Genomic DNA, 21374 nt, shown 5'->3' with positions numbered 1-21374 from the left:
ATTTTATATGTTGAAAATCAAATCAGGCGGCGTCAAATTACGCCGAGTTGCTTCCCGATGGTGCGGAACTTGTCCAGGGCGAAATCCAGTTGTTCATTCGTGTGGGTGGCCATAAAGGATGTGCGGATGAGACAGGAGTTTGGCGGAACGGCCGGCGGCACAACGGGATTGATAAAGACGCCCTCTTCGCCAAGGCGTTTCCACATTTCAAAGGCGACCTTCATCTCGCCCACATGTAGCGGAATCACCGGTGTGCAGGATGTCCCGGTGTCGTAACCCATTGCCTGAAACTCTCTTAGCATGTAGTGTGTGATTTCCCAAAGGCGTTCGATCCGCTCCGGTTCGGACTCCATGATCTTCAATGCTGCCAACACGCTGGCTGTGGAGGCCGGGGGCAACGAAGCGGAAAAGATCAGGGCACGGGATTTGTGCTTCAGATAGTGGATCACCTCTTCGTCTGCGGCGATGAAGCCGCCCACGGAGGCCAAAGATTTGCTGAAGGTCCCCATGATCAGGTCTGTCTCGGCGATGAGGCCAAAATGCTCGGCGGCGCCGGCCCCCTTTTTACCCAAAACGCCTAGAGAATGGGCTTCGTCCACCATCAGGCTGGCTCCGTATTTCTGGCAGAGCTTCACTATTTCCGGCAGATTGGCGATGTCGCCTTCCATGGAGAAAATTCCGTCCACGATGACCAGGCTGTTTTTGCCGTCTGTCTTTTTCAGAGCTCGCTCCAGAGCAGCCATGTCATTGTGGTTGTAACGCAGCATGGTGCCCAGCGAGAGCGCGCAGCCGTCGATGATCGAGGCATGGTCAAACTTGTCGGTGATCATGAACTCGTCTCTGTTCACTATCGCGGAGATGCAGCCCAGGTTGGCTTGGTATCCTGTTGGATAGGCCAGCGCGGCGCCTTTTCCAACGAGACGGGCGAGTTCCTCCTCAAGCTGGATGTGAATGTCCAGGGTGCCGTTCAGGAAGCGCGATCCGGCACAGCCACTGCCATATTTTTTCACCGCGGCGATGGAGGCTTCCTTCACCTTGGGATGAGTGGTGAGCCCCAGATAGCTGTTGGAACCGAGCATAAGCATTTTCTGGCCGTTGCAGATAACCTCGGTATCCTGTTCCGAAGATATTTCCCGGAAATAAGGATAATAGCCGGCAGCGATAGCGCGTTTGGCGTCTTGGAAGGAGTGACGTTTGTCGATCAGACTCATTTATACCTCAATTCAGATAATACGGAATTCTTTCAAATACTTTTGGGTAGCCGTGAGCAGGCTGAAGATCATGTAAACCAAAGGCACGGAGAACAGCATGCCGAACACGCCGCCAAAATAGCTGCCGGCCAATACCGTAAGGATCACCAACAAAGGTTGCATTTTCATGGTTTTTCCCACAATGGCGGGATAGACCACGTAGTTGTCAACCTGCTGCACCAGGAACATGGCAATGCAGGCCCAGAGAATGTTCACCGACGGCATGCCGCTGAACAGGATGACCAAGACGGCGATAAAGCCTCCCAGCCAGGGGCCGATGTAGGGAATGATGTTGGTTAGGCCTGCAATGGCGCCGATCACCACTGAGTAGGGTACCCCAAGCATGCCAAGCGCAATTGTTGACATGATGCCAACCGCCAGCATCTCCAGCAGGATGGCGCGCAGATAATTACCCACGTTCTCATCGACCTTCTTCAGCAGGATCAGTGAAATCTCGAAATACTTGTTTGGCACGAGGCTCATCATGCCGCGGCGGATGCATTTTTTGTCGCTTAGCAGGAAAAACGAGAATATGGGCACCATCAGCACCATGGCAAGAGAGCCAAGTATGGACTGATAGTTGGAAATCAGGAGTTGGGGGAATTCACTGATCTTGGTTACTGCGGTCTCCAGAAAAGTCTCGAACCGAGTGAGCAAACCCATCTGGGGAACCGAATGGTCGAGGCTTTCCACAAACTCGTGAAGCGACTTGAAGCCGGGCAGTTCCAGGATCGTTTGCAGCAGCGGTCTGTCTGTTCGGCCAAGCAGGGCCAGGAACTGATTGCCTTCCCGGATCAGCACTGGCACATAGGTAGCGATCAGCCAGGCCAGCAAGCCCAGGATGACCAAATAGACGATCAGCGTTCCCAGCCATCGAGGCACTCGTTTGTATTCCATCCAGGTAATGACAGGATCCAGAAAATTGGCCAACACCAGCGACAGCAGAAGGTACATCAGCAGCGGCCGGTAAAAAATGAAGGCCAATATGCAGGCTGCCAGGATGATGATGGTGAAGATGAGCCGGTTCCAGTTCATGATCTTGTTAGCGGATGCGGCTCCGGATGTATCCACCCAGGAAGCAGCAGCAGGCTTGAAGGAGTTTTACTCCAAGGGCAGGGTCACGGGCCAGCATTTCCTGCAGGTCATCCACAGAGAGAGCTTTCAGCTTCAGGTCCGTGAGAGCCTTGACGCTGCTGAGCCGTTTTTTGCCGGAAAACAGGTCCAGCACACCGATGAATTGGTTCTTTTTCAGCACAGTCGACCCTTCGCCCTCGAAGAGGGGTGATACCTCCATTTCGCCTGATTCCACGAAATATATCACTTCCAGCGGATTGCCACGCTCGAAAACACTCTCCCCGGCCCGAAATTCCCTGTTGTGCAGAAAACTGGCCACCAAAGCACGCTGATGGGAATTAAGATCTTTGAAAAGAGAATAGCGCAGCAGTTCTTTGTGAGCATCCGCGGCAGTGAACAGACGCTTGAACCAAAGCAATAGTTTTGAAGCCAAATCATCCTCCTTCATGTGCTGATAAGCGGCACGAAAGTGCAGCCGCCGTGTTCGCTAGTGGTGAAGCCTTCGGCAGTGCGGACCACTTTGTTCAGGATCTGGTAATAACCACTTCCCACGGGCACAACCAGAATGCCGTCAACTGCCAGTTGTTCTTTGAGGCGCGGGGGAATCTCTGTAGCAGCGGCACTTACCACAATCTTGTTGAATTCCCTGAAGGCTGGATAGGCCTTTTGCCAACCTTGGGCGCCGTCGCCGATGCGGAAATGGATGTTTTTATAACCCTGTTCTTTAAGTATGCCCTGGGCTTTTAGAGAAAGGGCTTCCAGCCGCTCCACAGTGCAGACGGTTTGTGCCAGTTCGGCCAACAAGGCGCTCTGATAGCCGCTACCGGTGCCGATTTCCAGCACTGTGTCCGTATCCCTGAGTTCCAGATACTGCAGCATGATGGCTATCATCAAAGGCTGGGATATGGTTTGGGCCAGTTCGATGGGCAGAGGTTGGTTGCGGTAGGCGTAATCCCTGTATTGAGGCAACACATAGACCTCACGGGGCACTTTGGCGAAAGCGGCCAACACTCGTTCATCCGTGATCCCGGAACGGGCCAGGTCCTTCGCCAAAAGCGCTCGCTGGTCTTCAAACCGCATCAGGCATTCTCAATCCGGAGCAGGGAGTTGGTCTCCAGCCATTCCAGGATGCTGGGAAAAGCGTCGCCAAGAGTAAGGCTGGCTCCCAACGGAGTGATGGAAATGAAGTTATCGGCGATGGCCTCGGCATCTGTTCCCTTCTGGATTTCCCAATCGGGCAGGTCTCCGCCGATACGGTAAACAAAGCCGTCCTCAAGTTCTTCGATCACCTTGATGAAATTGTAATACTTGCGGTGTCCCGTGTTGGTTAGCCTGACACCTTTTATTTCTGAGGAGACCACATTGGGAAAATTGATGTTCAGGATGCCGCGCTCTGGAATGATTGTGTCCACTCCCATTTCCAGCAGCTTCACCATCCAGCCGGCTGCTGTGTCAAAATTCTGCCCCTGATATGAATTGATGGAAACGGCTATGGCCTTGCAGCCCAAGAGGCTGGCTTCCAAGGCGGCAGCAACAGTTCCGGAGTAGAGAACGTCCTCGCCCATGTTCTGCCCAGCGTTGATGCCTGAGATCACCAGGTCCGGCACTTCTTTCAGGATTTTCTGGGTGGCCACCACGACGCAATCCACCGGGGTGCCGTCCACGCTGTATTCATTTGGCTGCAATTGTTTCATTCTCAAGTCCCGGCGCAGGGTTATCGAATGCGAAGCCGCGCTGCGTTCCCGGTCCGGCGCCACGATAATCAGCTCATGCCCGGCCTCCCTGAGATGAGTGGCCAAGGTCCTGATGCCCAGAGCGAAAACTCCGTCATCGTTACATAACATTATCTTCATTAAATTACTCCATAGTAAACATCATATTTCTGGCTCAGCGCAAACAAATCAGCAGCACGATCACTGTGATCGCGGCCATAACCAGAAACACCCAGTATTCGGAGATAAAGGTCCAAAGCGTCTTTTTGTCGCGCCGCTTTTTCCTCAATCTGCCGTCTGAGGCATGAAACTTTTTTTTCGATCTCCTTTTCGGATCTGGCATTCCTCGCGTTTTATTATAAGCTTTTTCCCCCTCCGTAAGCCACTTCACTTTGCCGTCACCCATCCGGTAAGGTCTGTATCCCAAGTTCTCATAGTGCTTTTTATGCACGTCAGGAACGCCCGAGACACTTGCCGGATCTAGCTCTTCGACGATTTCGAAGCGTTTCTTGTTCATACGGTATCCTTTGAAAAGCTATCGAAATCTGGCCAAATAATTCTGTCAAGCACTATCTCCAAACCCGCATCCCTCTTTCGTTTTTTAAGGTTCATGTTCAAATGGATTGGGTGGAACTGCCGTCGTCCCGGTTCCGGGGTTTTCGCGAACGAGCAAAGCATATTCGTGGGGTATAAAGCCACACGGATGAAGCGTTACCTGCTGGCCGTTAAGGCCCTTTACCTCGTCCCTGATGTGCCTCCCGTAAGATACCCGCATTTGATGCGAGGATTAGGCGGGAGGCGTTAGAGGGAGATGACCAAGAGCGCTCAGGACCTGGCAGATAGGATACTATGGTGGCTAAACATTTATGGCTCCATTAACTATATGTTGACCATGCTTCCGCGTGAATGCTTCAGTCCGGTGACCGGGTTAAGATCAATCCATACATAGGCCTGTGGACAAAAAAGAACCCTTTAATAATACCCTGCCCTAAAAACGGGGAATGTAAGGACGTGAAAAAACTTGACAACATCAAGCTTCACAGCACGCTGGAAAACGGTCTTCGGAACAGTCAAAGAACCGAAGGGACCATTCCTGAACAGGAGAGTTAGATGAAAAGATTACCTTTGCTTTTGCTAATTCCGCTGTTGTTGCTATTCGCTTGTGAACACGGCACCCAGCCTGAAGCCCACGGAGAAATGCCCGTGCGGATCAATCTGGAACCGGCCCTGGCCCATGGCCTGAACGTCACGCAGGTGAGTGTGACCATCACCAAGGGCGGTTTTTCCCATCAAATGGACCTTCCAATTGTAGGAAGCATGGCTGAAGGAACGTTTACCGACCTTGAGATGGGCACTTACGCCATCGATGTCGCCGTTTACAACGATACCCTGCTGATCGCCACGGGAAGCGGAACCGGGATTGTCAAACCAGGCGAAACCACGACCGTCCATATCACTTTACACTTCGTCCCCGGCGGCCTGGAGGTCACGATCAACTGGGGCCTGCCCTACGAAGAGAGCCGGCGGGTTCTGCTGGTTGGAAACAGCCATACCTATTTCAATGGAGGCGTGGATGCCCATTTACAGGCCCTTGTCAACGCGGCGCATCCGGAATGGCGTGTCGTTGTGGATGCCAGGACCGGGGGCGGCTACACCCTGGAAAACCATTGCAATGATCCGAACACACTAACCGCCATCGCCACAGGGGATTGGGATTTGGTGGTCCTTCAGGAGCAAAGCAGCCGACCCCAAACCGATCCCAGCCTCTTCTACCAATACGCCGCCCAACTCAACACTGCCATAAACCAAGCCGGAGCCCTGACAGGGTTTTACATGACCTGGGCCTGGCGTAACAATCCGGAAATGTATGAACCCATACGGGACGCGTATTACTATATTGGCGCCTATCTGGACGCGTTGGTCCTGCCGGCCGGGGTGGCTTTCCACAACGCCCACCAGGATACGCTTTCCTTCAGTCTGTATGCCTCGGACAACTACCATCCCAGCATCTACGGAACCTACTTGGTGGCCTGCACCATGCTGGCCGGAATCTGGAACATCAATCCCGTCGGCAACAGCTACCGCCCTCCGGAAATCAGCCCCGCGCATGCTCTGCTGCTGCAAACCATAGCCTGGGACACCGTGCAGGGAGAAACCCACAAAGCGGGACAGAGATGTCCATTGCCGCCTTTGGCAAAACCGCTTGAGGTTTTGCCGTCCCAGATCATCCCGCGTGACGAACTGGCGGCCTGATAAGGTTTTCAGACTACTGTAATACCGGCAATACCTTACTGGAGTCGAGCAAGGAACGAGCATCGACTACAGCGGGACCTATATCTCCCATCCGTATCTGCGGTTCTCACCATAACCAGCTCTCCAAAAAAATAGGGATATCATGCCGTTCCGTTTGTAGTCGGGTAAAAAAACGCCCCGGGGAACTGGTCCAGCGGGGCGCGGGATTATTTGCGGGAGTGGCTTAGAGATAGGGACGGAGTTTGTCCATGATCTTGTCTTTCTGCACCAGCCCGATAAGCTGCGCGGCAACCTCACCTTTGTGGAAGACCAAAAGGGTGGGAATGGACATAATGGATAGACGGGTGGCGATATCCGAGGCGCTGTCGATGTTGCATTTGGCAACCTTGACCTTGCCCTCGGTTTCGGCGGCGATCTTTTCCACGGTTGGCCCCAAAGCCTTGCAGGGACCGCACCAGGGCGCCCAGAAATCAACCAGAACGGGCAGTTCGGACTGCATCACTTCCGCTTCGAAATTTTGGCTTGTGATCTCCAGCATCATTACTCCACAATGGCAAGAATATCGTCCTTGGAAAGGATGAGCAGTTTTTCCCCTTCGATTTCGATCTCGGTGCCGGAGTATTTTCCGAAGAGGACCCTGTCGCCCACTTTGACGATCTTTTGCAGATCTTCATCGGTGCCAACGGCAATCACTTCGGCGATCTGGGGCTTTTCCTTGGCGGTGTCGGGAATGATGATGCCACCAACTGTCTTTTCAGCGATGGCGCTATCTGGCTTCACCACAAGATGTTCTTCAATTGGTCTGAGTTTCATTTGGTTCCTCCATAATGTATTTTTCAATCTGCATATATGATAACGCGAGAGACGTAATTAGCAAACCTCTTTTTCGAGTGCTAAGATTTTGTCAAGTCCTAATTCGAATCCTTAAGCCCAGCCAGGTGCATGATTCATCTGGAGCCGATCACGTGCTGGAGATAGCCGTTGAGCAAGTAAAGCACGCGGTCGAATTCCTTTTCGCCGGGGACGATGATGTCGGCGTTCTTTTTGGTTGGTTCGATGAAAGCCTGGTGTGAGGGTTTCACGGTTTCTAGATACTGGTTTAGCACGCTTTCAGCGTCGCGCCCACGTTGCAAGATGTCCCTCTGGAGGCGTCGGGCGAGGCGGATGTCGGAATCAGAATCCAGAAATATCTTAAGGTCGGAGAGGTTTAGCAGCTCGTTGTAATAGAGAGCGAAGATGCCTTCGAGGATGATCACCTCGGCTCCGGCGATGCAGAGCTTGCCCTCGGTGCGGCTGTGGGTGGCAAAATCGTAGTCCGGAACGTTGACCGCTTCGCCGGCCAGCATCAGCTTGAGATCGTGGACCAGGTAATCCTGGTCGATGGAGTCGGGGTGATCGAAATTGACCTTCGCGCGCTCTTCCGGGCTCAGATGGGAAAGGTCGCGGTAATAGTTGTCATGGGACAGAATAACTGTTTTAAGGCTTCCGATACGGCGGCCTATGGCTTTGGCGATGGTTGTCTTACCGCTGCAGGTGCCGCCTCCGATCAAGATCAGATGTGCTTTATGAGACATGGGTCACTCCCTGGAATTCATTGCTCCAGCACATCGAGGATTTTTCTCGAAACATCGGAGCCGTAGAGTTCGGGACGCCCTGAAGGGGGCTGGAAATCCAGGATGGCATTAGGAAAAGAGCTGGAATCCACGGGCAGGAGGAGATTCCAGCCGGTGTCCACGGTTTCGGTCCATTCGGTTTCGGAACGCAGGGTCACACAGGGTTTGCCTATGATGTAGGACTCTTTCTGGATGCCGCCGGAATCGGTCAGGACCATGTCCGCCGCGCCCATCAGGCTGATGAAGTCCAGATAAGAGAGAGGCTCGATGAAGCGCAGGCAGGAAAAGTTTTTGGGATTAAGCTGCGCCAAAACGTTGCGGGTGCGCGGATGAACTGGAAACACGATGGTTTTGCCCAGAGAGTTCAGGCCTTTCAGGATGTGCTCCAGACGGGCGGGATCGTCGACATTGTAAGGACGGTGCAGGGTTAGAAGCGAAAACGAGCCAGCTTGGAGCGAAAGATCGGCTAGAATGTCAGAAAAGCCCTCCGCCAGTTCCAGACCCAGTTTCAGGCTGTCGGTCATGATATCGCCCACCAGACGGGCCTTGCCTTGCAGTCCTTCACGGCGGGCATTTTCCATAGCCGTGGGGGTGGGGCATAAAAGCAGGTCAGCAAGATGGTCAGCCACCACGCGGTTGATCTCTTCAGGCATAGCCCGGTTAAAACTGCGCAGACAGGCTTCCACATGGGCTGTCCTCAACCCGAGTTTGGCAGCGGCCAAAGCGCCGGCAAGGGTGGTGTTGGTATCACCGTAAACAATTACCCAATCGGGGCTTTCCTTCTCCAAAACTGCTTCCAGGGCGGATAGGATTTCCGCAGTTTGAACCCCCTGGCTGCCGGAGCCAATGTTCAGATTGTGGTCAGGTGCGGGTATCTGCATGTCCCGGAAGAAAACATCGTTCATCTTGATGTCGTAATGCTGGCCACTGTGGATGATTATCTCAGTATGGCTTTCTCGGATCAAGCGCGAAAGCGGGGCCAATTTCACAAATTGGGGCCTGGCGCCAACGATTTGGGCTATTTTCATTGGTTGCTCCTTGGCTGGGGGATGGATGCAAAGTTCTCAAAAGCGGCCTCGATGTCAAGTTTAGTTTGTTTTTGTCTGGAAATGGAGTAACCTATTAAAAAAAGATAGACAAATAACAGCCTTTCAAAATCGTGGCTTTGTGAAATTAACAAATTGCACAAACAAAGGAGCCTAAATTCATTAGATGGACTTAACAAACTTATTCAGCCAGTATGCTACTCCGGAAAGGGTGAACGTGGTTTTACGTGTTTTGCTCACCCTGGCCATCGGCATACCTCTGATCGTGTTGCTGAAGAAACTCACCAAGCGGATCGTCACGAACAGATTTTCGCCCCAGAGCGAACTTCTGATCGTGCGCTTTGTGTATTACCTCAGCATGCTGATCCTGCTGGTGAGCGTCCTGAATGAATTTGGCTTCAAGCTTTCAGCTCTACTGGGCGCGGCTGGCGTGGTTGGCATAGCCATCGGTTTTGCCTCCCAGACCAGCGTGTCGAATATCATCAGCGGAATCTTCCTGATCTCTGAAAAGCCCTTTGTGGCGGGTGACTTTATCGAGGTCGCGGGAATCCGCGGAACCGTTGAAAGCATCGACCTTCTCTCGCTGAAGCTGAAAACCCCGGACAACCAGTTCGTGCGGGTACCAAATGAGACCATGATCAAGACAGAGGTAATCAACCTCACAAGGTTTCCCTCGCGCAGGATCAACATCAAGGTTAGCGTGGCCTACAAGGAAGACCTGAACAAGGTTTGCAGGCTGCTGGAAGAAATCGCGGCATCTGAACCGCTGGCCCTGAAAGAGCCGGCTCCACTGATCGCGGTGGATGATTTTGGCCCATACAGCGTTGATTTTCTTTTTGGCGTCTGGGGCAAAACTGATGATTATATTGATCTTAAATCTTCCCTGATGATCCGCATCAAGGAGACTCTAAACACCAACAATGTCGAAATTCCTTTCCCGCATGTATCGCTTTACGCGGGAGAGGCATCCAAACCTATAATTATTAACAACGAAGGAAGTGCCAACACATGAAAAAGAAACACAAAATCAAAGCCGTAATCTTCGACCTGGACGGAACCCTGTTGGACAGTCTGCAAGACATCGCAGACAGCATGAACAAGGCCCTGGCCGACAGTGGCTTACCCGAACACCCGCTGGAGGCATACAAGGATTTTGTGGGCGATGGGCTGTTTAAACTGACCGAGAGAGTTTTACCGGCGTCACGGCGGAAAAAAGCCGACATTGAAGCGATAGCGGAAAAATTCTGGGTCAATTATGAGGAAAGCTGGTTTCTGCACACCAAGACCTACCCGGGAATCCTGTATCTGATCCAGCTCTGCGTTTCCCACAAGATCAAGGTGGCCATACTTTCAAACAAGGTCCATTATTTCACCAAAAAGATGATCCGCCATTATTTCCGTGGCGCGATGGTCAATCTGGGCAAAAACCCGTTTGGCATCTACAGTGGGGAGCAGCCTGACAAACCCATGAAACCGGATCCCACCCGCGCTCTGGAACTGGCTGAGAGGCTGAAATGCAAACCCGAGAACATCGCCTTCATGGGCGATTCCCCCGTGGATGTGCAAACAGCTAAAAACGCCGGAATGATCTCCATCGGCGCAGCCTGGGGATTCAGCGGCCGGGAAGCGTTGGAAAAAGCGGGCGCGGACTACGTGTTCGACACCGCGGCTGAATTTGCCACTGAAATAGAGAAAAATCCGATCAACTGATGCGCAGCTACCGCAAGGAACTGTGGTTCCACACCGACAAACGCAGGGAGTTCGTGAATATCACCCCCCAAGTGGAGGACTGCCTGCGCGAAAGCGGCATCAGGGAAGGTTTGTGCCTGGTGAATCCCATGCATATCACCGCCTCCGTGTTCATAAATGATGACGAAGGTGGCCTGCATCAGGATTTTGAGAGATGGCTGGAACGCCTTGCCCCCGAAAAACCACACTCGCAATATGCCCACAACGGCTATGAGGACAATGCCGACGCGCACCTCAAGCGCCAGATAATGGGTCGTGAGGTGGTGGTGGCGGTTACGGAGGGAAAGCTGGACCTCGGCACCTGGGAAAGGATCTTCTATGGTGAATTCGACGGCATGCGCCGCAAGCGCCTGCTGGTGAAAATCATCGGTGAATAAATAATGCCCCGCCACCCGGCGGGGCTTTTTTTGCTTTCATTGAAACCAAGTCAATAAAGACTGGAGGGCAACAGATTTTGAGGGAATTCTGTCGCCCTCCAAACTGCTTTCTGGTTGGGCACCAACATGATATAAAAGAAAGCCATGCCCGCTTACCCACCGCAATATCCTACCGGTCAGGCCCTTAGCGCTCGCTTCCATTCCTCTCCCACGCCCCTCGAACAATTCTCGTATCAAATACGGGCATTGTGCGGGAGGCGTGTTTGAAACACAAGGCAGGGCCTTAACGGCCAGACCACACCGATTCGTTCTTCCGAGGAGTGACAGGTCTCTTTACAGTCCCTCTATCGCACACAGTTCCAGGACGTTACCTGCCCGATTTGAAAAAGAGCCGTATTTGCCTGGCGCTTTGGCTGATGGACCTTTTCCCTTGACACATATCCTCCCCAGCGCATAATGTTACTTGACTCCCAAGTAGCGGCCGAGCCAACTTTGCAAGGCCACTCCGGTAAATGTAACAACATACCAGATGAGGAGAAAAAATGACAGCAAAACAAAATGGGGCGGCAGGCCCCTTCGATTTCGCGCGGAACAGATGCTCTGCGGAAACCGAACTCGAATAACGCGTGAAAGCCATACGTTGCCCAGCAGGATAATGATAAATTCGCCCTGATGGAGAAGATCGTATGCGTGACCCTGATCGATGGACGCCTGGAGCTGAACGAAAAACAACATCTGGCGGAAATCGCCGTAGCGGTGAACATCTCGCCCTACGCACTGAACCTGATCATCCGCAATTGCAGCGAAAGCGTTCTTATTCCCATAAAAAGGATCATGCTGAGAAATTCCAACTAAGCATTGCTGCCAAAAAGGAGGCTGCCATGACAAAATATCTAACCCTGTGCCTGCTCTTGCTGGCTACCGGCTTGGGCGCTCACAGCGCGATTTTGGGCATCCCTGTTTCATCTCTTATGGAAACGTTTCCGGCGCGGGACCTGCGTTCCAGCATCCTCGCCCTTGACGAAGCCGGCTATTCCATCCTGCATTATGATGCCAAATATGTGATAGCCGTTCCTCCGGAGAGCCCCGGGACTGTGTTTTCAAACGCCCTGATGCTATCGGAATACCCGCCCCGCCAGCATCTCTACCTCTTAAACGAACCCAAGTTTGCGGATGCCAAAAAACTCCGGGAGTCCGGAAATATCCTGCTGGAGCTGGATTCAGCCTTACTCTACGCCAGCGATCTGGGCAGCGAAGAACTGCGGGGCAGATCATCCAGCCACTTCACGGAATTAAACCTCTCCCCCATGCGTATCACAGCTTCAAAAATCCTGCCGCCCTGGACTGGGGAATTTCGAGCCGACGTGGCTCAACTGGTTGCCAGCGTCAGCGCGGATTCCATTCTGGCCCGGATCCAGCATCTGCAGGATTTCGGCACCCGGTACGCGTATACGAACACCCGTCTGCCGGTGGCACAATGGATTCAGCAGCAGTTTTTTTCCTACGGGATCAGCGACGTGCAACTACAGCAGTTCAGCTACAATAACTATCAGCAGTACAACGTTGTCGCCACCCTGCCCGGAACCGAATATCCGGACCAGTACATAATCATCGGCGGACATCATGATTCCACCAGCAACGACAAGTATAATTTCGCTCCCGGCGCTGATGACAACGCCAGCGGGGCTGCTGCCGTGATGGAGATCGCGAGGGTGATGCAGCAAAACAACCATCAGCCCAAAACTTCCATCCGCTTCATAACCTTCGCCTGTGAGGAATTGGGTTTGTGGGGTTCTTACAACGATTCTGCAATCACTTACGCGGAGAGTTTGGACGTGCGGCTGATGATTAATTTCGATATGATCGGCAACAACGAGCATGACCCCTCTGAGTGGATGGTGCGCCAAATCCCTTACGACGGTTCCCTGAATTTCACAGACTATGCCATCGGCATCACCGAGCAGTACACCAGCCTGGATTCCTATGCTGACATGGGTTGGTACAATAGCAGCCGCAGCGATTCCTATCCCTACTGGCAAAAAGGCTACAACATCGTCTATTTCTTTGAGGTGGATATGGATAGCGGAATCTATCATACAATTTACGATGTGGTGGACAGCCTGGAAATCGATTATTGCGCGGAAGTGATCAAAGCTGGGGTGGCCTGCGCTGCCATCTTTGCCGATTTGGAGGAGCTTTCCTCGATACCTGTGGCGATCCCGGCCACAAATGTCAGCACCGAGAGCTTTACAGCCAATTGGGAAGCGCTCCCTGGCGCAACCGGCTATTGGCTGGACGTTTATCAAACCGGGGATAACGGCCCCGCCAGCGATCTATTCTTCTCGGAATATCTGGAGGGAACAGGCTCCAACAAAGCGCTTGAAATATACAACGGGACAGGATCAGCTGTGGATCTGAGCGATTACCGCGTAGAGTTTTTCCCCAATTCATACACCGTCCCCTATCAAAGCTTGGACCTTTCGGGAGAACTGGAAAGCGGTGAAGTTTACGTGATAGCAAACCCCGGTTCGTTTGCGGCTATTCGTGACCGTAGCGACTTGCTAAACAGCTCGGTCACATCTTTTGACGGGGACGACCAGATCGCGCTAAAGAAACTTTCCACCGGCACATATGTTGACATCTTTGGCCGCATTGGCACAGACCCGGGATCCTATTGGGGATCTGGAACATTGGTCACCAAAGACCGGACCCTCGTTCGTAAAAGCAGTGTCACCGGCGGCGTTACTTCAAATCCTGTCAGCGGTTTCCCCACCCTTGTCACTGAATGGGTCAGTTATCCCGTCAACAGTTACCATCACTTGGGCTCGCACTCTTTGGAGACGGTTGTTTGGGTGCCGGGATATGAAGGACTCAGTGCAGGACTTGCCACCAGTTATGAAGTTGATGGTCTCTCCCCCGGTGAGACCTACTGTTACGTTGTCCGCGCCGATCTCGGTTACGGCAGTTTCGGCAATTCCAACGAAATCAGCGTAACCACCGGCATTGCCGCTCCGCAACCTACCCTCACCAGATCAGCAAACGCTCTACTGCTCAGTTGGCCGGCTGTGAACGGCGCCAACGCTTACCGGGTCGAAGCCACGGATGGACCTGGAGGTGAATATTCCCTTGTGACAGAGACCACAGCGTTGGAACTGGAAATCGTTTCAGACGAACCCCGAGGATTTTTCCGTGTGACCGCCATACACTGAAACAAAGCCTCCCAGTCTGCGTTAACTCTGTTCGTTACAAGTTAGCAGCTACCCATTGTTCCTCTTGGTTCCGAGCCTATTTCTTGGCTATTACACAAAGAATCTGCCCTTGGGATGAATGTCCAAAAAAAGGATTGACGCAATATCGGGGGCGTAAAAATATGGTAGAATAGGATATTTTGGTATGGAACACAGACTCATCATCGCCATTGACGGTCCCGCCGCTTCGGGAAAGAGCACCACCGCACAGCGTTTGGCGCTCAGGCTGGGATACATTTATCTGGATACAGGGGCGATGTACCGTGCCTGCGCTTTGCAAGCCCAGATTAGCGGTGTGAGTCTGGAAGATGAAGACGCCGTGGCCGCCATGCTGAAGGACATCGACGTCCGCATTGAGACCTCCGGCGAAAAAAACGTTATCCTGCTGGGGGGAAAAGACGTTTCGGAAGACATCCGCGCCAACGCCATATCCAAGCTTTCCTCTGATATTTCAGCCCTCCCCGCCGTGCGTTACCGCATGGTGGAACACCAGCGCCAGATGGGAGCCAAGGGCGGCGTGATCCTGGATGGACGCGACATTGGCACCTTCGTTTTCCCGGATGCCGACATCAAGTTTTTTCTCACTGCCTCCCCGGAGATCCGGGCCCGGCGCCGCTGGCTGGAACTGCAAAAGAAGGGTATCAATAAAGAGTATGACGAAGTTCTGAGGGAACTGGAAGAACGCGACCGCAACGATGCCAGCCGCGCCCTGGCCCCTCTTTCCATAGCAGAGGACGCCATCGTGATAGATACTGGCGACATGAGCGTCGAAGAGCAGGTGGATACACTTCACAGTCTGGTTTTGGCAAGACTGGAGGGACTATGAAAGTCCTGCTGGCCCAGCACTCAGGTTTCTGTTTTGGAGTTCGCCGTGCCCTCCGCATGGCCCGTGAGGCCAAAGCCGCTGGAGGAGAAGTGCGAACGCTGGGTGAATTGATCCATAATCCCCGCATCGTAAGCGATCTGGCATCAGAAGGGATCGTCAGCGTTGATTCTGCCACCGGGATCAGCGGCGCCAAGGTGGTTCTGCGTTCACACGGCGTTTCCAAACAGGACCTGGCTGCCCTGCAGTCCAGCGGATGCGAGATTATTGACGCCACCTGCCCTTATGTGGAGCGCGCTCAGCAGTTGGTGGCAGCCCAAGCCGAAATCCCCGTGATGATCCTTGGCGATCCTGAGCATCCTGAAGTGAAGGGCATGCTTTCCTACGGAAATTCGCTTACCCAAGTTATCAAGCCGGGCGAGTCTCCCAGCGACGGACCTTGGAAAACTCTGTGCATTGTTTGCCAGACCACCCAGAAACTGGCTAACCTGCAAGCCCTTGTCCAGAGCGTGTTGCCGCGCTGCCTGGAACTCAAAGTTTTCAATACCATCTGCTCCGCCACCGCTCAGCGCCAGGAAGCCGCAGTGGCCCTGGCCCAGATTTCAGACCTGATGCTTGTGATCGGCGGACGAAACAGCTCCAACACCAAGATGCTGAATGATCTCTGTTCCCGCGAGGCTCGCAGCCTGCACATCGAAGACTCTTCTGAGCTCAGTCTCTCCGATCTGGGCGACACACAAAGCATTGGTCTGGCTGCCGGAGCCTCCACTCCTGAGGAAGCCATCCTGGATGTTTATTTAAAGATTTTTACATTAAAGGGAATTCCCACAGCGGTAAGCCGCTTTGAGGAAATACCCACGTATAAGGAGGAATCATGTTAAATCATGATCAAAACCAAGACCAGCCCGTTCCGGAAGAAATCCTGAAGGAAGGGGAAGGCACGACGTCAAAAGCAACCGAAGAAGTAACGGCACCCGAAGCGGAACCTATTGCCGAGGTAACGACAGAATCTGATGAAACCAAGGTCACCCCGGAAACTCCGGCGGAGCCTGAAACCCCGGCGGAACCAGCCGCCGCAACCGAAGAACAGCTTGAACCCCAAGCTGAAACGCCCGTGGAACCTGTGATTGAAGAACAACCTGAATCTCCAATGGAACCTGTTCCCGCGGCTGAAAAGCAGCCTGAAACGCCGGCACCCAAGCCCCAAGCAGACAAACCTGCGGAGCAGCATCCGGATGACGAGTTGATGTATCTGCTTGAAGAGCACGAATCCAGCTTCCGCCGCGGTGAGATCAAGGAAGGTGTCGTGGTGAGCGTCAATGACAAAGACGTGGTGGTGGACATCGGCTTCAAGAGCGACGGAGCGATCCCGCTCAGCGAATTCGAATACACCGGCATTCCTGAAGTCAACACCCACATCATGGTCTTCATCAACGATCTGGACAACGGTGAAGGCAGGCTTTCGCTTTCCAAGCGCAAAGCCGATTACTTCAAGAACATTGAGCTGATCAAACAGGCCTCCATCGACGGTTCAGTCCTCACAGGCACCATCCGGCGCCGCGTGAAGGGTGGCATGATCGTGAACGTGATGGGCATCGATGCCTTTTTACCCGGCTCCCATATGTCCATAAAACCCATTCCCAACCTCGACCAGTTCATCGGCAAGGAACTTCAGTTCAAGGTGATGAACATCGACGAGGAGCACCGCAATATCATCCTCTCCCGAAAGATGGTACTGGAAGAAGAAGCCAGAATCAAACGCGAAGAACTACTCTCCAGGATCCAAGTGGATATCGAGCTTGACGGCGAGGTGAAAAATATAACCCAATACGGCGCTTTCATCGATCTGGGCGGCATCGACGGCCTCCTCCACCTCACCGACATGAGCTGGGGCAAGATCAACCACCCCACCGACATGCTCAACATCGGCGACAAGGTGAAAGTGAAAGTGATCAAATTCGATCCCGAAACCAATAAAATCTCCCTCGGCATGAAACAACTGGTGCCGCATCCTTGGGAAAACGTGGCCATCAAATACCCCGAGGGCGTGCGCGTTACCGGCAAAGTGGTCAGCGTGAAATCCTTCGGAGCTTTTGTGGAGCTTGAACCCGGCGTGGAAGGCTTGGTGCACATCTCTGAAATGAGCTGGACCAAAAAAATAACCGACGCCCGCAAGATAGTGAAGGTGGGCGACACCGTGAACGCCATCGTGCTGGAACTGGACAAGGAAAACCGTCGCATCTCCCTGGGCATGAAGCAGATGGAAGCCAATCCCTGGCTCTCGATCGAGGACCATTACCCCGTCGGCAGCGTTATCACCCGTCCCGTGAAAAGCCTCACCGCCTTTGGTGCTTTTGTTGAAGTTGCGGACGGCATCGATGGCCTGATCCACATCTCCGACATCAGCTGGACCAAGCGCATCTACCATCCTCGCGAGGTTTACCACAAAGGCCAGGAAGTGGAGGCCGTGATCCTTTCGATCGACCGTGCCTTGCACCGCATCGCCCTGGGCGTGAAACAGTTGCATCCCGATCCCTGGGAGCATCTGAACGAATCCCTGCCCATCAACACCGAAGTGATAGGCAAGATCGGCAAACTCATTCCCAAAGGCGTGCTGGTGGACATCAAGGTCGGCGAAGACATTGTGGAAGGGTTCATACCCATTTCCCACCTCGCCATTCCCAAGCTGGAACACTCTGAGGAAGCCTTCCATGTCGGCGAGGAACTGCCTCTCAAGGTGATCGAACTGGATATGGAAAACCGCCGCCTCATCCTCAGCGTGAAGGCCTTCTTCTTCTCCCGCGATCCCAAACTCCAGGAAGAATACATCGCCATCCACGAGCAATATATGCGCGAGCGCATTGCCCGTCTGCAAAAGAAACGCGCCGATCGCCTGGCCCGTGAAAAACAGAAGCAAGAGGCAGCCGCCAAGCTCGCCGAAGAAGCCAAAACTCAGGCTGAAGCAACCGCTACTGAGGACGTCTCTGACGCTGTGGAGACCGTGACCGAGGAAGTCCCGGCAGAAGAACCAGCCGCAGACGAACCTGTGACTGAAGAGGCTGTGGAAAAAGAAGAAGTCTCTGCTGAAGAGCCAGTCCCGGCAGAACCCGTGACTGAAGAAACTGTGGAAACAGAAGAAGCTCCCACAGAAGAGCAAGTACCGGAAGAACCCGTGGCTGAAGAGGCTGTGGAAACAGTAGAAACCCCAACAGAAGAGCCTGTCGCGGAAGAACCTGCGGCCGAAGAGATCACCGAGACCCCTGAGGAAACCCCAGCCGAACCGGAAAACCAAGACAACTAAACAACCGAAGCCTGGAGCACCGAACCTTGAAGTTCAGACTGCCCCCAGACCCGGTTAACAATACAGACGGTATGGCGGTTCACTGGAGCCGCCATATCGTTTTGATACTGGATTTCCTGTTGCCCGCGCTGATCCTGGCAGCAGGTACCTGGCTGATCCGCTCCCGCGGCCTTGATCTGCGCCTCCAGGACGCTTTCTACACCGGTAATGGCAACTGGATCGGCAACCACATCAAATGGTTCGACTTCATCTACAAATACGGCACCGTGCCCGCCGTCATCGTTTCCATCACTGGCATGGTGGTCTTTGTGGTGGGTTTTTTCTCCCGAAACCTGGCCCGATGGCGCCGCTCCGGCCTGTTTCTGGCCCTGGTGATGCTGCTCGGTCCCAGCCTTTTGGTGAACGCTGTCTTCAAACAATACTGGGGACGCCCCCGTCCCAACCAACTGGCCCTCTACGGCGGCGAGTTTGCCTACGAAGCCCCTCTAACCATTGATCACGCCAGTACCGGCGAAGCTTTTCCCAGCGGCCATGCCTCCATGGGTTTTTACTTTTTTGCCCTCTACTTCATCTTCCGCGGTCGCAAACCCCGTCTCGCTGCCTGGGCCTTCATCATCACACTGCTCTACGGTTTTGGCATGGGCCTTGTGCGCATGACCCAGGGCGGCCACTTTTTCTCAGACGTGCTCTGGGCCGGAGGCATTGTCTGGTTCAGTTGCGCGCTGCTTTACTATCTTCTGAAAATCGACCGTCTCGTCTTTCTCAAGCCGTTAGCCCCGCCAGAGGAAAACATAGAAAAACAAAAGGATTCTGCATAGCAAATTGGATTTGGCCCTGTTTCTGGCCATGTTCGCCGCCCAAACAAGAGGAAATGGCTGCGAAAAAGGGGCGCGACAGGTTTATGATGCGTGTGCCTATCATTCTCTTGGATAAGTAAATCCGTATCATCAGTTGAATAAATTGCATCCGTAGAGAACACAAAAGAACCGCTCTTCCCCCAATTCGTGTAATTCATGGCCAAGCCATTTCGCGAATGAGTCTTGCTCGGAATTTCTTGACACTTATGCCATAGGCGGAACCAATGGCTCAAATCAACCATAGAGGTGAACCGTGAATATAAAACCCAGCCTGATCCTGACAGCTTTGCTGCTGCTAACTCTTTCGCTTTCAGCCCAGGATTTCCTTGCCAAAACCGCCGTTGGCCTCCACGCCGGCACCCAAAGCGGCACAGGCTATTCCATGCGCTTCATGGGCGAAAAACACGGCCTGCAAACCACTTTTGGAGCTGGTACCTGGGGCGATGACGACGTCTATTTCCCCACTCGCTTTACTTACTGGTATAATGACTATTACACAGATTATTGGTATAGAGACATCGAGTCCGGGTCTGAAGACGCTCCCAACGACACTCTGGTAACCATCACCCAAAACGGGCGCTACAACGTGGTCAATCTCGGCCTCAACTACATCTATACCCTCGACAAATTCGACGTTTTGATGCAAAAGGACCGCGGCCGCCTTTATGTGATGGCCGGCGGCTCCTACAAGTATCACCGGCAGAATACTTTCACAAAAGACTACCGCTGGGTTACGGTTGAGGATACTCTGGATTGGGACCACTACGAACCCGTGGACAATAGCGAACCTATCAGCAAATCCAAGCTGGAGCACAGATGGACAGCCGGCGCCGGATTGGGCGTGGAACTTGGTTTGGGCAAGAACTTCCGCGTGGCCCTGGAACTGCCCATCACCTACAACTGGGAACAGCGCATCGTGATGTACATCCCCCAGATCGGGTTCTACTATTACTTCAAATAGGCAGCAGGCGGCTTCGGCACTAACATAAATCAGCAAATCAGTCCGATCCGTGAATCCGTGTAAACCGGAACTGCCTGTTTACCTTGCTTTTGCTTGTTTCCGGCTGAGGTTCAAATATTGTGGGAATGACTGCCCCCGATACACCTGAGCCCTTTTCGCCATAACCCCTTACGAGCTTTGTTCAACCCTGATCTGCTCCCCATTTGCCCTTTCTCTTTCACAACCCATTCACTTCCCGTTGAGTTCCCGCAGCTCAAACGGGAAGTTAAGGGGAGGCGAAGCGGATGCAAATCGGATGCGGCAAAGGACGAAACCATCACGTGAGCTGGGCCTTGGAAATCTTGCGGCGGGCGAACTCGGCCCTGATCTCGGCGGCGGAAAGGATGAGGTCGTTCATGGGGTTTGCCTCCTTGGGATGATTGAAAAAAGGACAGGCTCCGATATTTGGGAATCGCATAGCGTGGTAAGGAGGTGCTGACAGATAGATAAAAGGAGATAATATGAAACATGAATTCAAACTACCGGCCGTTGAAGAGATATTGTTTCTTCTACTTGGAATATTAGCAGAGAAAGAAGGCATAATCAAGAAAGACTCCACATGGATCAACTATGTGTGGGATCGGATTTCCGAGATGGATGAACAGATAACCGAAGTCGCTATCCGAGGCGCACAGCTCTTAGAAGAAGAGGCTACGAAATAAGCTTATCCGATGTCCGCAACCCCTTGCCTTTTTGACTAAGCAGATATATTGTTACGCAGCTGATAGAAGGCATTCCAGACACATCCGAAACAGCGCCCTGAACTTTGTGCTTGACATTCATTCTGATACCTCATTTTGTAGGCTCTAGTTATAGAGACAAGATACAATAAACGTTGAAGGCGGTGAGTTTGATGAGCGATATCTCACGCAAAATCAAAGAGATACGAGATAACAGATAGTGTCTCATTTAAAGTCTGCAAGTGCTTTGGGTGTGAATTCTGCTTCAATCTCAAACTACGAGGGTGGAAAGAGGTTGCCTGATTCAGCTTACCTTTCCAAAATCTGCGAGCATTTCCAAGTCAATCTTAACTGGCTTCTAACTAACGAGGGCCCGATGTTCCAAGAGCTT

22 protein-coding genes and 1 pseudogene are annotated in these 21374 nt (G+C 52.9%); 12 read left to right on the top strand and 11 right to left on the bottom strand.

The genetic code is table 11. The features are described from left to right. Positions 1-32: 32 nt before the first annotated feature. From GX466_03220 to GX466_03195, 6 genes are read right to left on the bottom strand one after another with little or no spacing between them, the layout of a single operon-like run. Complete coding sequence (locus GX466_03220) at positions 33-1211, bottom strand: pyridoxal phosphate-dependent aminotransferase family protein (protein ID NLH93217.1); 1179 nt, start codon at positions 1209-1211, stop codon at positions 33-35. A gap of 12 nt (positions 1212-1223) precedes the next feature. Next, positions 1224-2285 carry an AI-2E family transporter gene (locus tag GX466_03215; protein NLH93216.1) on the bottom strand — a complete coding sequence of 354 codons (1062 nt, stop codon included), beginning with the start codon at positions 2283-2285 and terminating at the stop codon, positions 1224-1226. Positions 2286-2292: 7 nt separating this feature from the next. Beyond that, on the bottom strand, positions 2293-2757 hold the full coding sequence (locus tag GX466_03210) for a cyclic nucleotide-binding domain-containing protein (GenBank protein NLH93215.1): 465 nt from the start codon (positions 2755-2757) through the stop codon (positions 2293-2295). A gap of 11 nt (positions 2758-2768) precedes the next feature. Then, positions 2769-3404, bottom strand: coding sequence for a protein-L-isoaspartate(D-aspartate) O-methyltransferase (locus tag GX466_03205; protein ID NLH93214.1), 636 nt, complete (start codon positions 3402-3404; stop codon positions 2769-2771). After that, positions 3404-4177: a 5'/3'-nucleotidase SurE gene (gene surE, locus GX466_03200; protein ID NLH93213.1), complete on the bottom strand. Its 774-nt coding sequence runs from the start codon at positions 4175-4177 to the stop codon at positions 3404-3406. The genes GX466_03205 and surE overlap by 1 nt, the downstream gene beginning before the upstream one ends. Positions 4178-4211: 34 nt before the next feature. Next, positions 4212-4553, bottom strand: coding sequence for a hypothetical protein (locus tag GX466_03195; protein ID NLH93212.1), 342 nt, complete (start codon positions 4551-4553; stop codon positions 4212-4214). 593 nt (positions 4554-5146) lie between these two features. Between GX466_03195 and GX466_03190 the strand changes: the two genes are divergently transcribed. Next, on the top strand, positions 5147-6289 hold the full coding sequence (locus GX466_03190; GenBank protein ID NLH93211.1) for a DUF4886 domain-containing protein: 1143 nt from the start codon (positions 5147-5149) through the stop codon (positions 6287-6289). Between the two features lie 223 nt (positions 6290-6512). Here the strand turns inward: GX466_03190 and trxA are convergent, their stop codons facing one another. The 4 genes from trxA to wecB form a co-directional block, all read right to left on the bottom strand. Beyond that, complete coding sequence (trxA, locus tag GX466_03185; GenBank protein ID NLH93210.1) at positions 6513-6830, bottom strand: thioredoxin; 318 nt, start codon at positions 6828-6830, stop codon at positions 6513-6515. Beyond that, a complete protein-coding gene (locus tag GX466_03180; GenBank protein ID NLH93209.1) occupies positions 6830-7102 on the bottom strand; it encodes a co-chaperone GroES in 273 nt (90 codons plus the stop codon). The genes trxA and GX466_03180 overlap by 1 nt, the downstream gene beginning before the upstream one ends. A gap of 134 nt (positions 7103-7236) precedes the next feature. Next, positions 7237-7863, bottom strand: a complete 627-nt coding sequence (gene udk / locus GX466_03175; GenBank protein ID NLH93208.1) for a uridine kinase — start codon at positions 7861-7863, stop codon at positions 7237-7239. Positions 7864-7880: 17 nt separating this feature from the next. Further along, positions 7881-8930, bottom strand: coding sequence for a UDP-N-acetylglucosamine 2-epimerase (non-hydrolyzing) (wecB, locus tag GX466_03170; GenBank protein NLH93207.1), 1050 nt, complete (start codon positions 8928-8930; stop codon positions 7881-7883). 277 nt (positions 8931-9207) lie between these two features. Between wecB and GX466_03165 the strand changes: the two genes are divergently transcribed. The 9 genes and pseudogenes from GX466_03165 to GX466_03125 all read left to right on the top strand — a co-directional run bounded on the left by GX466_03165 (position 9208) and on the right by GX466_03125 (position 20264). After that, positions 9208-9960 (top strand): mechanosensitive ion channel family protein, encoded by a 753-nt coding sequence (locus GX466_03165; protein ID NLH93206.1) that lies wholly within the window; start codon positions 9208-9210, stop codon positions 9958-9960. Continuing rightward, positions 9957-10658 (top strand): HAD family hydrolase, encoded by a 702-nt coding sequence (locus GX466_03160; GenBank protein NLH93205.1) that lies wholly within the window; start codon positions 9957-9959, stop codon positions 10656-10658. The genes GX466_03165 and GX466_03160 overlap by 4 nt, the downstream gene beginning before the upstream one ends. Beyond that, positions 10658-11074: a YjbQ family protein gene (locus GX466_03155; GenBank protein ID NLH93204.1), complete on the top strand. Its 417-nt coding sequence runs from the start codon at positions 10658-10660 to the stop codon at positions 11072-11074. The genes GX466_03160 and GX466_03155 overlap by 1 nt, the downstream gene beginning before the upstream one ends. 672 nt (positions 11075-11746) lie before the next feature. Continuing rightward, positions 11747-11929, top strand: coding sequence for a hypothetical protein (locus GX466_03150; protein ID NLH93203.1), 183 nt, complete (start codon positions 11747-11749; stop codon positions 11927-11929). Positions 11930-11955: 26 nt separating this feature from the next. Next, positions 11956-14283, top strand: coding sequence for a M20/M25/M40 family metallo-hydrolase (locus GX466_03145; GenBank protein NLH93202.1), 2328 nt, complete (start codon positions 11956-11958; stop codon positions 14281-14283). A 184-nt stretch (positions 14284-14467) separates the two neighbouring features. Further along, a pseudogene (locus GX466_03140) lies at positions 14468-16026 on the top strand ((d)CMP kinase). Next, complete coding sequence (locus GX466_03135; protein NLH93201.1) at positions 16020-18446, top strand: S1 RNA-binding domain-containing protein; 2427 nt, start codon at positions 16020-16022, stop codon at positions 18444-18446. Before GX466_03140 ends, GX466_03135 begins: the two are co-directional and overlap by 7 nt. 26 nt (positions 18447-18472) lie before the next feature. Further along, the gene (locus GX466_03130; protein NLH93200.1) at positions 18473-19264 is read left to right on the top strand and encodes a phosphatase PAP2 family protein; all 792 of its coding nucleotides are present in this window, start codon (positions 18473-18475) and stop codon (positions 19262-19264) included. A gap of 292 nt (positions 19265-19556) precedes the next feature. Continuing rightward, entirely contained in the window at positions 19557-20264 is a 708-nt protein-coding gene (locus tag GX466_03125; protein NLH93199.1) for a hypothetical protein, read from the top strand. A 316-nt stretch (positions 20265-20580) separates the two neighbouring features. On the opposite strand, the gene GX466_03120 is transcribed toward GX466_03125, so the two are convergent. Then, entirely contained in the window at positions 20581-20721 is a 141-nt protein-coding gene (locus GX466_03120) for a hypothetical protein (GenBank protein ID NLH93198.1), read from the bottom strand. 43 nt (positions 20722-20764) lie between these two features. Between GX466_03120 and GX466_03115 the strand changes: the two genes are divergently transcribed. Beyond that, a complete protein-coding gene (locus GX466_03115) occupies positions 20765-20965 on the top strand; it encodes a hypothetical protein (GenBank protein NLH93197.1) in 201 nt (66 codons plus the stop codon). A gap of 238 nt (positions 20966-21203) precedes the next feature. Further along, the coding region (locus GX466_03110; protein NLH93196.1) for a helix-turn-helix transcriptional regulator at positions 21204-21374 on the top strand (171 nt) is incomplete at its 3' end.

Source organism: Candidatus Cloacimonadota bacterium (genome assembly GCA_012516855.1).
Lineage (GTDB): Bacteria > Cloacimonadota > Cloacimonadia > Cloacimonadales > Cloacimonadaceae > Syntrophosphaera.
The sequence above is the reverse complement of the archived record's forward strand: the minus strand, read 5'-3'. Positions and strand labels throughout refer to the sequence as shown.

What these genes read in the sequence shown, in the direction of transcription:
- GX466_03220 (NLH93217.1), bottom strand. Translation starts at nt 1,211, where the DNA reads ATGAGTCTGATCGACAAACGTCACTCCTTCCAAGACGCCAAACGCGCT.
- GX466_03215 (NLH93216.1), bottom strand. Translation starts at nt 2,285, where the DNA reads ATGAACTGGAACCGGCTCATCTTCACCATCATCATCCTGGCAGCCTGC.
- GX466_03205 (NLH93214.1), bottom strand. Translation starts at nt 3,404, where the DNA reads ATGCGGTTTGAAGACCAGCGAGCGCTTTTGGCGAAGGACCTGGCCCGT.
- surE (NLH93213.1), bottom strand. Translation starts at nt 4,177, where the DNA reads ATGAAGATAATGTTATGTAACGATGACGGAGTTTTCGCTCTGGGCATC.
- GX466_03195 (NLH93212.1), bottom strand. Translation starts at nt 4,553, where the DNA reads ATGAACAAGAAACGCTTCGAAATCGTCGAAGAGCTAGATCCGGCAAGT.
- GX466_03190 (NLH93211.1), top strand. Translation starts at nt 5,147, where the DNA reads ATGAAAAGATTACCTTTGCTTTTGCTAATTCCGCTGTTGTTGCTATTC.
- trxA (NLH93210.1), bottom strand. Translation starts at nt 6,830, where the DNA reads ATGATGCTGGAGATCACAAGCCAAAATTTCGAAGCGGAAGTGATGCAG.
- GX466_03180 (NLH93209.1), bottom strand. Translation starts at nt 7,102, where the DNA reads ATGAAACTCAGACCAATTGAAGAACATCTTGTGGTGAAGCCAGATAGC.
- udk (NLH93208.1), bottom strand. Translation starts at nt 7,863, where the DNA reads ATGTCTCATAAAGCACATCTGATCTTGATCGGAGGCGGCACCTGCAGC.
- wecB (NLH93207.1), bottom strand. Translation starts at nt 8,930, where the DNA reads ATGAAAATAGCCCAAATCGTTGGCGCCAGGCCCCAATTTGTGAAATTG.
- GX466_03160 (NLH93205.1), top strand. Translation starts at nt 9,957, where the DNA reads ATGAAAAAGAAACACAAAATCAAAGCCGTAATCTTCGACCTGGACGGA.
- GX466_03155 (NLH93204.1), top strand. Translation starts at nt 10,658, where the DNA reads ATGCGCAGCTACCGCAAGGAACTGTGGTTCCACACCGACAAACGCAGG.
- GX466_03150 (NLH93203.1), top strand. Translation starts at nt 11,747, where the DNA reads ATGGAGAAGATCGTATGCGTGACCCTGATCGATGGACGCCTGGAGCTG.
- GX466_03145 (NLH93202.1), top strand. Translation starts at nt 11,956, where the DNA reads ATGACAAAATATCTAACCCTGTGCCTGCTCTTGCTGGCTACCGGCTTG.
- GX466_03135 (NLH93201.1), top strand. Translation starts at nt 16,020, where the DNA reads ATGTTAAATCATGATCAAAACCAAGACCAGCCCGTTCCGGAAGAAATC.
- GX466_03120 (NLH93198.1), bottom strand. Translation starts at nt 20,721, where the DNA reads ATGCGATTCCCAAATATCGGAGCCTGTCCTTTTTTCAATCATCCCAAG.
- GX466_03115 (NLH93197.1), top strand. Translation starts at nt 20,765, where the DNA reads ATGAAACATGAATTCAAACTACCGGCCGTTGAAGAGATATTGTTTCTT.